The sequence below is a fragment of the Burkholderia sp. FW306-1C-G01B genome (genome assembly GCF_058781685.1).
Genome location: NZ_JBYSWZ010000003.1, coordinates 458,801 through 472,669, shown reverse-complemented (window position 1 = coordinate 472,669; position 13,869 = coordinate 458,801). Strand labels below are relative to the sequence as shown.

At 67.9% G+C, this 13,869-nt stretch carries 10 protein-coding genes and 1 pseudogene; 8 read left to right on the top strand and 3 right to left on the bottom strand.

The window, feature by feature from the left end; all coding sequences use genetic code 11:
- Window positions 1-74 precede the first annotated feature (74 nt).
- Together AC3WLY_RS09580 and AC3WLY_RS09575 are read right to left on the bottom strand one after the other, a co-directional pair.
- Window positions 75-236: pseudogene (locus AC3WLY_RS09580) on the bottom strand (helix-turn-helix domain-containing protein); the annotation flags it as partial.
- Between the two features lie 300 nt (window positions 237-536).
- On the bottom strand, window positions 537-1,265 hold the full coding sequence (locus tag AC3WLY_RS09575) for a TetR/AcrR family transcriptional regulator (RefSeq protein ID WP_492309040.1): 729 nt from the start codon (window positions 1,263-1,265) through the stop codon (window positions 537-539).
- A gap of 375 nt (window positions 1,266-1,640) precedes the next feature.
- Between AC3WLY_RS09575 and AC3WLY_RS09570 the strand changes: the two genes are divergently transcribed.
- The 8 genes from AC3WLY_RS09570 (at window position 1,641) to AC3WLY_RS09535 (ending at window position 12,887) form a co-directional block, all read left to right on the top strand.
- Complete coding sequence (locus tag AC3WLY_RS09570; protein ID WP_492308966.1) at window positions 1,641-2,807, top strand: efflux RND transporter periplasmic adaptor subunit; 1,167 nt, start codon at window positions 1,641-1,643, stop codon at window positions 2,805-2,807.
- Entirely contained in the window at window positions 2,804-5,971 is a 3,168-nt protein-coding gene (locus AC3WLY_RS09565; RefSeq protein WP_492308967.1) for an efflux RND transporter permease subunit, read from the top strand. Before AC3WLY_RS09570 ends, AC3WLY_RS09565 begins: the two co-directional genes overlap by 4 nt.
- On the top strand, window positions 5,971-7,437 hold the full coding sequence (locus AC3WLY_RS09560) for an efflux transporter outer membrane subunit (protein ID WP_492308968.1): 1,467 nt from the start codon (window positions 5,971-5,973) through the stop codon (window positions 7,435-7,437). Before AC3WLY_RS09565 ends, AC3WLY_RS09560 begins: the two co-directional genes overlap by 1 nt.
- A 128-nt stretch (window positions 7,438-7,565) precedes the next feature.
- Complete coding sequence (locus AC3WLY_RS09555) at window positions 7,566-8,900, top strand: paraquat-inducible protein A (RefSeq protein WP_492308969.1); 1,335 nt, start codon at window positions 7,566-7,568, stop codon at window positions 8,898-8,900.
- Between the two features lie 39 nt (window positions 8,901-8,939).
- Window positions 8,940-10,535: a PqiB family protein gene (locus AC3WLY_RS09550; protein ID WP_492308970.1), complete on the top strand. Its 1,596-nt coding sequence runs from the start codon at window positions 8,940-8,942 to the stop codon at window positions 10,533-10,535.
- Complete coding sequence (locus AC3WLY_RS09545) at window positions 10,532-11,230, top strand: PqiC family protein (RefSeq protein WP_492308971.1); 699 nt, start codon at window positions 10,532-10,534, stop codon at window positions 11,228-11,230. Before AC3WLY_RS09550 ends, AC3WLY_RS09545 begins: the two co-directional genes overlap by 4 nt.
- Window positions 11,152-11,958, top strand: a complete 807-nt coding sequence (locus tag AC3WLY_RS09540) for a TetR/AcrR family transcriptional regulator (protein WP_492308972.1) — start codon at window positions 11,152-11,154, stop codon at window positions 11,956-11,958. The genes AC3WLY_RS09545 and AC3WLY_RS09540 overlap by 79 nt, the downstream gene beginning before the upstream one ends.
- Entirely contained in the window at window positions 11,886-12,887 is a 1,002-nt protein-coding gene (locus AC3WLY_RS09535) for an ATP-binding protein (RefSeq protein WP_492308973.1), read from the top strand. The genes AC3WLY_RS09540 and AC3WLY_RS09535 overlap by 73 nt, the downstream gene beginning before the upstream one ends.
- A gap of 53 nt (window positions 12,888-12,940) precedes the next feature.
- On the opposite strand, the gene AC3WLY_RS09530 is transcribed toward AC3WLY_RS09535, so the two are convergent.
- Complete coding sequence (locus tag AC3WLY_RS09530; protein WP_310134186.1) at window positions 12,941-13,696, bottom strand: TetR family transcriptional regulator; 756 nt, start codon at window positions 13,694-13,696, stop codon at window positions 12,941-12,943.
- Window positions 13,697-13,869: the final 173 nt, after the last annotated feature.

Here is a 13,869-nt window from a genome sequence, read left to right as displayed (position 1 = left end):
CTTTTCTTCTTCATTGGCATATCCATGACCTTTACACCTCATGATATGCCCCGCCCACGAAATCACGGATAGGTCCGCGAAATCAGCCCGACCGGGCCAGCAGCGCGATATCGGGCGACCAGCCGCTCAATCTGCCGTCGACTGATCCCAAGCCGCTCCGCGGCTCGCCAAGGCATCAGACGCTGCTCGATCACGGCTTCCACGACCTTCAGACGATCCAGCTCCCGCATGCTCATGGTGATTAGTCCAGGTTGGCCCACGATGCGCTCCGGCAGTTCGAACCGCTGCCAGCATGCGCCGAAACCCTCGAACTACGACATTTCAACTTTGCTCAGATGCGACATTACAACTTTGCTCTTAGACCATGGAATTCGATAACTCTCATTATGTCAAATACCGTGACTTCCATACTTGACAGACATCCCGCGACTGCGGATTAAGTTGAGTCTGCCTGTGCGCTCACTACCGGACATGAAAGTGGTATCGGCTTCGTTGCTAGATGGATCGGCCGGACCTGCGTCGGCGGCAACCGCCGGTCAATCGCTCTCCGCAGCGGCGAAGTCGCCGGGCGGCAACGGTCGGTTCGCCACGTCAAGTGCTTCGGCGCACGTCAGGCCGAGCGCCTGCAATACCACCGCCGCGGCCCGCTCGGGGAGCCGGCTGTCGTCCCCGGCCCGCTTCGCGGCGCCGCCCGCGGCCGCGTCGGCCGCGTAGGACTCGGCCGCGATCGCCGCGAGGATCGTGCCCGTCATCGCGAGCACACTCATGAACGGATCGCCGACCACGAAGCGGCGTGCCGCGATTCCGCGCTCGCTGTCGCGCCGCAAACGCTGGCCCAGCCCGTGGTCGAGCGCGCGCGCCGAAAAGCCCTCCCGCATCAGGAACCGGCCCCAGAGCCGCTCGCGGCGCGCGCGCATCAGCGTGTGACGCACGCAGACGGAAACGACCTCGGCCGGATCCGACAATCCGCTCGCCAGCCGCTCGAGCCCGTCCGCGAAATCGTCGAACACCCACTCCGTCAGCGCGGCGAAGATGCCGTCCTTCGATTCGAAGTGGTAGTAAAACGAGCCGAACCCCACATCCGCCGCCTCGGTGATCTCGCTGATCGCCACGTTGTCCCTGCCCTTTTCCGCCATCAGGCTGAACGCCGCCTGCAGCAGGCGCATACGCGTCACCTGCTTGCGCCGTGCGCCGCGCGGCTGACGCTGTTCCGCTTCGGCCACTGACGCGTTCGCGCTGCCGCGCCGGGCCGGTGTGTCGTCCATGAGCGCGCCTCGGTTGTCCGAAAGATTCTTCTGCATGGCGCAATTCTAGATTATTGGCTCATACTTGACAATGTTATCAGTTATGAGTCTAATCTCGAAAATCGCAGAACCGGTTCCGGTCCGGGCAATGCGTCCGACTCCCGCCGGCGAGCGTCGGCGACGTGCGGACGGCCGCGTCGGCGCACGTACGGCCATCGCAGGGCGCGAACGCGCCATGTCGGCAAGCGGAATGGTCTGCACCACGAACATCGGAGTACTGACTGATCGTGAGGCGCACCGTCGCGGAGACGCTCGCGCGCGCCTGCATGAACCGGGGCGACCCGCCGTGGTCGCCGAACCCTTTTTAGTTTGACCCTCACTTGTCTTGGAAACATCGTGAAATCACCCGGTCTTGACGCGCGGACATCAACGCGCCCGTTTCTGACACGCATCGCATCGCCGGTACGGCGAGCCCCGATCGCGTTCGCGTGCTGTGCGATTCTTCTCACGGCCTGCCACTCGCACGAGGCCGCTGCGCCCGAGCCGCAACCGGTGGTCGCGCTGGCCGTTCATGCGGCCGACGGCGCGATGCAACGCGTGCTGCCCGCGCAGGTTCAGGCGCGATATTCGACGCCGCTGTCGTTTCGGGTCGGCGGCAAGATCGTCGAGCGGCGCGTGCGGATCGGCGACACCGTCAAGGCCGGCCAGACCGTCGCGATGCTCGATCCGGCGGATCTGCACAACACGCTGCTGAACGCGCGCGCCCAGCTCGATGCCGCCGAGCATCGCGTTGCCTATGCGAAGCAGCAGCTGGATCGCGACCGCGCCCAGGCTCAGGCCAACCTGATCGCACCCGCGCAGCTCGAGACGACGCAGGACGCGTATGCATCGGCGGTCGCGCAACGCGATTCCTCACTCGCGCAAATGGCGCTCGCGAGCGATCAGCTGCGCTACGCGACGCTGGTCGCGGATCACGATGGCGTCATCACGTCGGAGGATGCCGATACCGGGCAGAACGTGCAGCCCGGCCAGGCGGTGTTTCATCTGGACTGGAGCGGCGACCTCGACATCGTCTGCGACGTCGCGGAGCGGGACCTGCGCGATCTCGCGGTCGGCCGCACCGCGCACGTCAGCCTGACGGCACTGCCCGGCAAGGTGCTCGACACACGTGTGCGCGAAGTCGCGGCGGCTGCCGATTCGCAGAGCCGCACCTGGCGCGTGAAGCTGACGCTGCTCGCGCCGGGGCCGGACGTGCGCTCCGGGATGACCGCCAGCATCACGTTCGACGGCGCCGCCGACACCGCCGCGGACCACGCGGTCACGCTCCCGGCCACCGCGCTCTTTCATCGCGGCGACGCGCCGGCCGTATGGGTCGTCCGCAAGGGCAGCGACACGCTGGAGCTGCGCCCGGTGTCGGTCGGGCACTACGGCGAACGCACGATCACCGTCACGTCGGGCCTCGCGGACGACGAGCGTGTCGTGATGCAAGGCGTTCATACGGTCAGCGCCGGCCAGCACGTGCGCGTCGTGCCGCCGCTGCATGCGGAGGACTTCGCGTCATGAATGCTCCAGAACACCGGCACTCGACAGACGGCGGGCGCGGCGCACAAACCGGTGCGTCGCACGACGATGACCGTTTCAATCTCTCCGCATGGGCGCTGAAGCATCAGCAACTGGTGATCTTCCTGATCGGCCTCGCGACGATCTTCGGCGTGATCGGCTATACGCGCCTCGCGCAATCGGAGGATCCGCCGTTCACGTTCCGCACCATGGTGATCCAGACTTACTGGCCGGGCGCCACGGCGCGCGAAGTGCAAGAACAGGTTACTGACCGGATCGGCCGTCAGCTCCAGGCCGCGCCTTACGTCGACAACATCAAGAGCTATTCACGCCCCGGCGAGTCGATGATCTTCTTCGCGATGAAGGATTCGGCGCCGGTCGACCAGGTGCCGGAGACCTGGTACCAGGTACGCAAGAAGGTCGGTGACATCCGCGCGACGCTGCCGAAGGGAATCGCCGGCCCGTTCTTCAACGACGAATTCGGTGACGTCTATACCAACATCTACGCGCTCGAAGGCGACGGCTACTCACCCGCGCAACTGCACGATTACGCGGACAAGCTACGCACCGTGCTGTTGCGCGTGCCGGGTGTCGCGAAGGTCGACTACTTCGGCGACCCCGTCCAGCACGTGTTCGTCGAGATCTCGAATGCGCAGCTGACGCGGCTCGCGATCACGCCGCAGCAGCTCGCGCAGGCGATCGATGCACAAAACGCGGTCGCGCCGGTCGGCACGATCACGACGGCGGACGATCGCGTATTCGTGCGCCCGAGCGGCGCGTTCAAGGACACGCAGGCGCTCGCCGACATGCTGATCACGGTGAACGGCCGGACGTTCCGGCTCGGCGACGTCGCGAAGGTCACGCGCGGCTACGACGATCCGCCGGCCACGCAGATGCGGACGAACGGTCACGCGGTGCTCGGCATCGGCGTCACGATGCAAAAAGGCGGTGACGTGATCGATCTCGGCAAGGCGCTCGACGCGAAGGCAGCCGAGCTGCAGGCCGGCTTGCCGGCCGGTCTGAAGCTGGCCGCGGTGTCCAGCATGCCGCATGCCGTGAAGCACTCGGTGGACGACTTCGTCGAAGCGGTCGGAGAAGCCGTCGCGATCGTGCTCGTCGTCAGCCTCGTGTCGCTCGGCCTGCGCACCGGCATGGTCGTCGTCATCACGATTCCGATCGTGCTCGCCGTGACGGCACTGTGCATGCACGCGTTCGGTATCGGTCTCGACAAGGTGTCGCTCGGCACGCTCGTACTCGCGCTCGGGCTGCTGGTGGACGATGCGATCATCGCGGTCGAGATGATGGCGGTGAAGCTCGAGCAGGGGTGGAGCCGGGCGAGCGCCGCCGCATTCGCGTACACGAGCACGGCGTTCCCGATGCTGACGGGCACGCTCGTCACCGTGTCGGGCTTCCTGCCGATCGCGCTCGCGAAATCAAGCACCGGCGAATACACGCGCTCGATCTTCGAGGTATCGGCGATCTCGCTGATCGTGTCGTGGTTCGCGGCCGTCGTGCTGGTGCCGCTGCTCGGCTACCACATGCTGCCCGAGCACGCGCATCGCGACGGTCACGCGCATGGCGACGAAGTGTACGACACGGGCTTCTACCGCCGGCTGTCCGGGTGGATCTCGGCCTGCATCGAGCGCCGCTGGGTCGTGCTCGGCGTCACCGCCGTGCTGTTCGCGATCGCGATGGTCGCATTCACGCGCGTGCCGCAGCAGTTCTTCCCGAATTCCGAGCGGCCCGAACTGCTCGTCGACATGCGCTTGCCGGAAGGCGCGTCGTTCGACGCGACGCTGCGCGAGGCGAAGCGGCTCGAAAAGGCGCTCGACGGTCGGCCTGAAATCGATCATGTCGTCGACTTCGTCGGCACCGGTGCGCCGCGCTTCTATCTGCCGCTCGATCAACAGCTTCAGCAGCCGAACTTCGCGCAATTCGTGATCACGGCCAAGGACGTCGAGACGCGCGACCGCCTGTCGCACTGGCTCGAGTCGACGCTCGCAAGCCGCTTCCCGACCGTGCGCACGCGCGTCGCACGGCTCGAAAACGGGCCGCCCGTCGGCTTCCCGATCAAGTTCCGCGTCAGCGGCGACGACATCGCGACCGTGCGCGGCATCGCCGAGAAAGTGGCGGACAAGGTCCGCGCCGACGCCCGCACGCGCAACGTGCAGTTCGACTGGGACGAACCGGCCGAGCGGTCGGTCTCGTTCGAGATCGACCAGCTCAAGGCACGCCAGCTCGGCGTGACGTCGGAAGACGTGTCGGGTTTTCTCGCGATGACGCTGTCCGGCTACACGGTTACGCAGTATCGCGAGCGCGACAAGCTGATCGACGTCGACCTGCGCGCGCCGAAGAGCGAACGCATCGACCCGTCGAAGCTCGCCGGCCTGGCGATCCCGACGCCGCACGGCCCGGTGCCGCTCGGCACGATCGGCCACGTGCGCGACACGCTCGAGTACGGCGTGATCTGGGAACGCGACCGCCAGCCGACCGTCACCGTGCAGGCCGACGTGCGCGGCGAAGCGCCGAGCATCGGCGTGACGCGCGACATCGACAGCGCGCTCGCGACGGTGCGCGCGACGCTGCCGGCCGGTTACCGGATCGAGATCGGCGGTGCGGCCGAGGAGAGCGTGAAGGGCCAGACGTCGATCAATGCGCAGATGCCGCTCATGATCATCGCGGTGCTGACGCTGCTGATGATCCAGCTCAAGCGCTTCTCACGCACCTTCATCGTCGTGCTGACGGCGCCGCTCGGCCTGATCGGCGTGGTCGCCGCGTTGCTGCTGTTCGGCAAGCCGTTCGGCTTCGTCGCATTGCTCGGCGTGATCGCGATGTTCGGGATCATCATGCGCAACTCCGTGATCCTGGTCGATCAGATCGACCAGGACATCGCGGCCGGGCAGCCGCGCTTCGCCGCGATCGTCGGCGCGACCGTGCGCCGCTTCCGGCCGATCATGCTGACCGCTGCCGCCGCCGTGTTCGCGCTGATCCCGCTGTTGCGTTCCGGCTTCTTCGGGCCGATGGCGACCGCGCTGATGGGCGGCATCACGATCGCGACGGTACTGACCATCTTCTTCCTGCCGGCCCTGTATGCGACGTGCTTCAAGGTGCGCCGCGACGAGAGCGAGCCGCGCGCAATGGACGTCGCGTCCTCGGAGACATGCTGATGAAATTCCCTCTTCTCACATCGGTGCTTGCCGTGAGCGCGGCGCTGGACTTGAGCGGCTGTGCAATGGCACCGAGCGGCACGCCGCCCGCGATGCCGTCGCCCGCGCACTACGGCGCAACGCCCCAGGCGCCGCGCACCGTCGAAGCGGCGGGCGTCGCGCAGCAATTCGACGTCGGCGCCGCACCCGTTCCGCAATGGTGGCGCCTGTATCGCTCCAGCGCGCTCGACGCACTGGTCGACGAAGGCCTGCGCGCGAACCCGACGCTCGCCGCGACTGAGAAAACGCTCGCCGCCGCGCAGCAGGAACTGCGCGCGCAGATCGGTGCATCGACCCTGCCGTCGCTCGATGCGAACGCGCAGGTTGCCCGCACCCGCACACCGGACATCTCCGGCGCCGGCACGCAAAACCTGCGCTACAACGTATTCGTCGGACAGCTGCAGGCGCATTACACCTTCGACCTGTTCGGCGCCACGCGGTATGCGAATGCGGCGAGCGCCGCGCGTGTCGACGTGCGCGGTTGCGAGCTCGAAGCGGCTCGGCGCGCGCTGGCGGCCAACATCGTTGGCACCGCGATCGGCGCAGCGGCGCTCGACCGCCAGATCATGCTGACCGAGCGCCTGATCGCAGTCGCCGAAGCGTCAGCGCTCGACGACCAGCAGCGCTACGCGCTCGGCGCGATGTCCCACGTGCAGGCGCTGGCGTCGACGCAAGGTGCCGCGTCGCTTGCCGCGTCGCTGCCGCCGCTGCGCCAGCAACGCGCGAGCGCCGTTCACGCGCTCGCGATCCTGCTCGGCCGCACGCCCGACGCGCCGCCGCCGATCCCGGCTTTCGCCGGGCTGTCGCTGCCGGAACACGTGCCCGTGGCCGTGCCGTCCGACCTGCTGAAGGCGCGCCCCGACATCCGCGCGGCCGAGGCCGCCGTGAAGGCCGCGGCGGCGGACGTCGGCGAGGCGACCGCGCAGTTGTTCCCGAGCCTGTCGCTCACCGCGACGATGGGGCGCGGCGGCTTCAGCTGGCCCGCGCTGCTGTCGGGCGCGGGCGGGCTGTGGGCGGTCGGCGCGGGGCTGTCGCAGCCGCTGTTCCACGGCGGCGCGCTGCTGGCTCACCGACGCGCGTCGCGCGATCTGTACGACGCGGCGGTGCTGCAGTACAAGGCGGCGGTGCTGTCTGCGTTCGGCGACGTCGCCGATTCGCTCGCGGCGCTGGACAACGATGCGCAAGCGCTGGCGGCGAACGAACTCGCGGCGCGCGCGGCGGGCGCGGCTTTCGACGAGACGGTGCAACGCCGCACGCTGGGCGCCGTGCCGATGTCCGCGCAACAGGCGAGCGAGCAGCGGTATCTGAGCGCGGAACTGGAGGCGGTCCGTGCCGCGAGCCGCCGGATGACGGACACGGCCGCGCTGCTGCAGGCCATGGGCGAACTGCCGCCCGACACCCACACGACGATCGCAGCTCGGCAATAGCCGGTGCGTGTCCAGATGCGCCCGGTCGCGCGCCTTCGGGCCGCCCCGGGCGAATTCCGAGTTCCGAAGCCCGATGCGCGGCGTGTCGCGCGCGCCGAGCTTCCGTTACGCCGCATGACGGATTCCCGATGAAACCCGACAACCTGATCGCCTGCCACGAATGCGATCTGCTGCTTCAGCGTCCGCCGCGCCTGCGCGCGCTGGTTCCACACTGCCCGCGATGCGGCGCTCGCGTGAGCGGCGCGGCGCACGGCCACGCGACGCTCGACCGGATGTGCGCAACGACGCTCGCCGCGCTACTGACGTATTGCGTCGCGCAGGCCTTTCCGATCGTCGCGCTCGACGCGGCCGGCATCGCGTCGCACGCGACGCTGGGCGACACCGTGCGTGCGCTATGGTCGAACGGTCAGCCGGTGGTGGCCACGCTCGTGTTCTGCACGACGATGCTGTTCCCGCTGCTGGAGCTGGCCGCATGGCTGTACCTGCTCGCGCCGTTGCGCGCCGGCCGCGTACCGCGGCACTTTGCTCCAGTCCTGCACGGCGTTCAGCGATTGCGGCCGTGGAGCATGGTGGAAGTGCTGATGCTCGGCGTGCTGGTCACGATCGTCAAGATGACGAGCCTCGCGCACGTGATCGCCGGGCCCGCGCTGTTCGCGTTCGCCGGCCTCGCCGTGATGCTCGGCTTCCTGTCGTCGATCGAGCCGGCCGGCCTGTGGGACGCGCGCGACGAACTCGTCGCGCTGCAGCCGGCCGGCGCAGATCACCCGAGGCCGTCCGGAGCCGGCATGACGCTACCCGCCGCGCTCCAGTCACGCGGCGGCAGCGAATCGCCGGGCATGACGGCCCGCGCCGCGGGATTGATCGCCTGTCACCATTGCGCGCGCGTGCAGCCCGCGCCCGCGCGCGGCCAGCGCTGCACGCGTTGCGGTTCGCCGCTGCACGCGCGGCGCCCGCGCAGCGTCGCTCGCACCGGCGCGCTGGTCGCTGCCGCCGCCCTGCTCTACATCCCGGCGAACCTGCTGCCCGTCATGCACGCGACGTCGCTCGGCCGGGCCGAGGACGACACGATCCTCGGCGGCGTCGCGTACTTCTGGACGTCGGGCGACTGGGCGCTCGCCGTCGTCGTGTTCGTCGCCAGCGTGCTAGTGCCGATGCTCAAGCTCGCGATCCTCGCGTTGCAGGCAATGGCCGCGCATCGCGGCGCGCAATGGCGCCCGCTCGAACGGGCGCGGCTCCACCGGTTGGTCGAGCGCGTGGGCCGCTGGTCGATGCTGGACGTGTTCGTCGTCGCGCTGACGATCGCGCTCGTGCATTTCGGCACGTTCGCCGACATCACACCCGGCCCCGGTGCGCTCGCGTTCGGCGCCGTGGTCGTGCTCACCATGTGCGCGTCGATGCAGTTCGATCCGCGGCTCATCTGGGACGGCGCGGCGCGCCCGGCCGCCGCCCGTCGTCCGTCCTGAATGGGTGCAAGCCCGCCGATTATTTCGAATTCCAAAACGATGCCTCCGTTCGATTTTCCTCAACCCGAGATCCGGCCGCGCAGCCGCTGGATTCCGTCCCTCGTCTGGATCGTGCCGCTCGTGTGCGCGCTGATCGGGCTGTCGCTCGTGATCCGGACCGTCGCCGCGACCGGCCCGACGATCTCGGTCACGTTCGCCAATGCCGAAGGCCTCGAAGCCGGCAAGACCAAGGTCCGCTACAAGGATGTCGATATCGGCTCCGTCCAGACCATTACGCTTACTCCCGACTTCAAGCGCGTAGTCGTCAGCATTCAACTGACGCGCGACGCCGCACGGTTCGCGAACCGCGGTACGCGCTTCTGGGTCGTGCGGCCGCGCGTCGGCGCCACCGGGATTTCCGGGCTCGGCACACTGCTCTCCGGCGCGTACATCGGCGCGGATCTCGGCCGCTCGCCGCAGGAGCAGACCGACTTCACCGGTCTCGAGACGCCGCCCGCCGTCACCGCGGACCAACAGGGCCACAGCTATCTGCTGCATGGCGACTCGCTCGGATCGATCGACATCGGTTCGCCGGTGTTCTACCGGCATCTGCAGGTCGGTCAGGTTGTCGGTTTCTCGCTCGACAAGGACGGTACCGGCGTCGACGTACAGGCGTTCGTTAAGGCCCCCTACGACAAGTACGTCGGCACCAACACGCGCTGGTGGCACGCAAGCGGCGTGGATCTGCGGCTCGACTCGAGCGGCCTGAAACTCAACACGCAGTCGCTCGCGACGGTGGTCGTCGGCGGTCTCGCGTTTCAGTCGCCGCCCGGGCAGCCGGAGGCGCCGCAGGCGGCCGACAACGCGTCGTTCCGGCTCGCGTCCGACGAAGCCGACGCGATGCGCGACCCCGACGGCACGCCGCTGATGGTCGTGATGCGCTTCGACCAGTCGCTGCGCGGGCTGTCGGTCGGCGCGCCGGTCGATCTTCGAGGCATCGCTCTCGGCCAGGTCACGAACATCGGCATCGAGTACGACGAGCACACGCGCAGTTTCAGCATGAAGGTCACGATGGCGCTGTATCCGGCACGACTGAGTCGGCACAGCGATACGGCGCTGCCCGCGCCCGATACGGCCGGCGGCCATGAACTGCTCGAACACCTGGTGCTCCAGGGTCTGCGCGGGCAGTTGCGCACCGGCAGCCTGCTGACTGGCCAGCTCTACGTGGCGCTCGACATGTTCCCGAAGGCACCGCGCGCGAGCGTGAACGTGCACCGCACACCGGTCGAGCTTCCGACCGTCCCGAACACGCTCGACGAACTGCAGGTGCAGATCGCCGATATCGCGCGCAAGCTCGACCAGGTTCCGTTCGACCGAATCGGCAACAGTCTGAACGGTGCACTGGAGCATGCGAACCAGTTGTTCGGCCACCTCGACGAGCAGGTCGTGCCGCAGGCGCGCGATACGCTGGCCGCCGCGCAGCGCACGTTCAACACCGCCGAGTCGACGTTGCGGCAGGATTCGCCGATGCAGTCGGACGTGCATGACGCGATGCAGTCGCTCACGCATACGCTCCAGTCGTTGAACGCGCTCACCGACTATCTGGAACGTCATCCCGAAGCCCTGCTGTTCGGCAAGAAGGGAGATCGGCAATGAACGCGCGCCCGTTTCGCCTCCTTCGCATGACGGCGCGCATCGCGACGTGCATCGCGCTGGCCGTGCTGAGCGCCTGCGCGTCGCCGCCCGTGCGCTTCCATACCCTGGCGGCGCCGGCCAGTGCTGGCGGCGACCCCACCACGCATCCCGCATGGCTGATCGACATCCAGGCCGTGCACGTCGTGGCGCCAGCGGACGGCAGCCGGTTCGTCGTGCAGCGTGGCCCCGAGCGGGCCGACATCCTGGAGCAGGAACGCTGGGCCGCGCCGCTCGGTGACGAAATACGCGACGGGCTGTCGACGCGCGTCGCGTCCGCGCTGGGCACGATCGACGTTCACCGTGTCGCTTACCCGGACGGCACGCCCGTCTACCGGGTCGCGGTGGACGTCCAGCGAATCGAATCGTGGCCGGCGTCGCACGTGCTGCTCGACGCGACCTGGAGTGTCAGCGCCGGGGCAGGACAACGGGCACTGACGTGCCGCAGCATCGTTCGGGCCGGTGCGTCGGCGGGCTACGACGCGCTCGTCGACGCGCATCGCCATGCGCTCGACACGCTCGCGCTCGGAATCGTTGGCGGCATTCGCGCGGCGGCGACGCACGCGCCGCCGCCCGCCGGATGCCGCGCGGGAACACCCGACCGACAGATCGCGCCATCCGCCGTCGAGCGCGGCGCGCGGGATCCGCTCGTCGATTGAATCGGACCGCGAAGACGCACCCGGTCGGGTCGGGCGGCCGGCCTCGCGCCGATCCCCTTGCACGATCGAGCGACATCGTCAGACGGAATCGTCCCGATGAAAAACGAATCGCCGCACCGCCGTTCCCGCATCGATCCGACGTTTCGCGCGGCGCGGTATCGCGCCGCTTCAATCATTTCCACCTGCATGGACTATCCAGGATGAAACCCGTCCGCCTCACGCGAGAGCAACGCAGGCTCGACACACGCGAACGACTCGTCGCTACCGCTCGCGCGCTGTTCATCGCGAAAGGCTTCGCCCATACGAGCGTCGAACATATCGCCGAGGGCGCCGGGTACACGCGCGGCGCGTTCTATGCGCACTTCGAACACAAACGCGAACTGTTGGTCGAGATCCTTCGCCGCGACCATGATCGAATGATCACGAAAGTTCGGCTGGCGGCGCCGAAGAGCGGCGGCTCCTGCACCGCAGCCGACTATGCGGACATTGCCGCCGGCTGGGAATGTTTCCCGCTGTGGGTCGAGGTCCATCTGTACGCGCTGCGCGATGCCGGGTTTCGGCACATCGTCGACTGCCTGCACACCGAACCGGCTGCGCTGCCGGACGCGGCAAGCGGTGCGGCAGGCGCCGCCGAACGGATGCCGTCCGCGGCCGGGTGGGCGGCCGCGCTCGGCGTTGCGCTGCTGAGCGTCGGCGCGCGGTATGCCCGGCGCGACGATCCGGCGTAGCAGGCAGCCCCGTTCGAACCGTCGCCCCGGCTACAATTTCAACCGTTCCCCGACGAGTATCCGCACAATATCTGCATCAGGTCGTGATGAACCCGTGCAGCAACGCGATCCATGCAATGCCGTCAGGCGGCACAGTGCACGTCGAACTCGACCTGGTCTGCATCGAGACGCCGCGCTCGCTGTCGCACGGCGCGGTGAGCGCAGGCCGTTTCGTGCGTCTCGCGGTTGCGGACGACGGCAACGGCATTCCGGCCGATATCCTCGAGAGAATCTTCAATCCGTTCTTCACGACGCGCGCCGCCGGCGAGGGAACCGGTCTCGGCCTGTCGCTCGTCGACGGCATCGTCCCCGAACACGGCGGGGCCGTCGACGTCCACTCCATACCCGGCGAAGGCGCGCGTTTCGACGTTTATCTGCCCGCCGCGGACGTGCGCCCGGCCCGGCAAGCCGAGACGATCCAGGTGCCTCGCGGTGGCGGGCAGGTAGTGCTGCTGATCGACGACGAGGACGCGCTCGTCCGGCTCGGGGAAGACGTGCTGGCCGATCTCGGCTTCGAACCGGTCGGATTTTCATCGAGCGAGGCCGCATGGGCTGCGTTGGACGCTGATCCGGCCCGCTTCGACGTCTTCGTGACCAACCGTACGATGCCGGATCTGACAGGCCTGCAGCTCGCGGCGCGCATCGCGCAGCGGCGCAACGACCTTCCGGTCATCCTGTGCAGCGGTTTCAGCACACCGGCGCTCGCCACGGTAGAACTGTCGGGCGTCGAGATGCCGGCCGATGCGACCGCGCGCGCCGTTCGCGATTCGCGCGCGCGTCGCTTTATCACGTTCAGAACCGATCTGGCACGATCAGCAGCCCGAAGCGATCCAACGCAACGCTCGCGCTCGTTCGGCGTGGCCGTTGGCGGTATTCCACCAGCGGACTGATATCGCGGGCGCGCCACGGGCGCGCTGGCCGGAAGCTGCGGCTCCCCGTTGCGTCACTGGGCCGCCTCGGCCGCCTCCACGACCGGCAGCGGCCGGCTAGCGATCTTCTCGGCTTCCGCGCGCTTGAGCCCCAGCGTATGCAGCAGCGTTGCCGCCGTGCGTTCCGGAAAATGCTCTCCGCTGAAGCCGAGTTCCTTCAGCACACCGGCCGCCGGCGCGCCCGGCGCGACGAAGTTGAGTTCGGCGGCAATGGCGGTCAGCACCGTACCGCCGACCGAAAGAAAGCCGATGAACGGATCGGCGACCACGAAGCGTTTCTCGGCAATGCCGCGCTCGATGTCCCGCAGCAGGCGCTGACCCAGGCCACGCGTCAGGACGCGCGCCGAAAAACCCTCGCGTATCAGGAAGTGTCCCCACACCGGCTCGCGCCGCGCGCGCATCAGCGTATGCCGCACCGACACGGAAATGATTTCCGCCGGATCGGACAAGCCGCTGGCCACGCGGTCGAGCGAATCCGCGAATTCATCGAATACCGATTCCACGAGGGTGGCGTAGATCGCCTCCTTCGATTCGAAGTGGTTGTAGAACGAGCCGAAGCCGACGTCGGCGGCCTCGGTAATTTCATTGATGGCGACGCCTTCCATGCCCTTCTCGGCCATCAGCCTGAGCGCGGCGTCCAGCAGGCGGGCACGGGTCTCCCGCTTGCGGCGCGCGCCGCGCGGCTCGCGCTCTTCGGCGACCGCGACCACGGGCTTGGGCGCGTCCGGAGCGGAGCGCTTTGGGGTCCGGCGATTCGGTGTGTTCGGCATGACGTTTCCGATTCTTGTTCGTGCCCAAGTATAGATTCAAATGTCTACATTGACAAAATCATCATCTATGATTTTAATGTCACCAAAGGCAGCGAAACAAGGCCTCGAGAACCGATCGACAGACGAATGGAGAAACGGTGGAGACACATCTGCACACGGACGCCAGCGCGTCC

Coding starts and splice junctions, on each gene's coding strand:
- AC3WLY_RS09575 (WP_492309040.1), bottom strand. CDS start 1,265: ATGGACGACACACCGGCCCGGCGCGGCAGCGCGAACGCGTCAGTGGCC.
- AC3WLY_RS09565 (WP_492308967.1), top strand. CDS start 2,804: ATGAATGCTCCAGAACACCGGCACTCGACAGACGGCGGGCGCGGCGCA.
- AC3WLY_RS09560 (WP_492308968.1), top strand. CDS start 5,971: ATGAAATTCCCTCTTCTCACATCGGTGCTTGCCGTGAGCGCGGCGCTG.
- AC3WLY_RS09555 (WP_492308969.1), top strand. CDS start 7,566: ATGAAACCCGACAACCTGATCGCCTGCCACGAATGCGATCTGCTGCTT.
- AC3WLY_RS09550 (WP_492308970.1), top strand. CDS start 8,940: ATGCCTCCGTTCGATTTTCCTCAACCCGAGATCCGGCCGCGCAGCCGC.
- AC3WLY_RS09545 (WP_492308971.1), top strand. CDS start 10,532: ATGAACGCGCGCCCGTTTCGCCTCCTTCGCATGACGGCGCGCATCGCG.
- AC3WLY_RS09540 (WP_492308972.1), top strand. CDS start 11,152: ATGCCGCGCGGGAACACCCGACCGACAGATCGCGCCATCCGCCGTCGA.
- AC3WLY_RS09530 (WP_310134186.1), bottom strand. CDS start 13,696: ATGCCGAACACACCGAATCGCCGGACCCCAAAGCGCTCCGCTCCGGAC.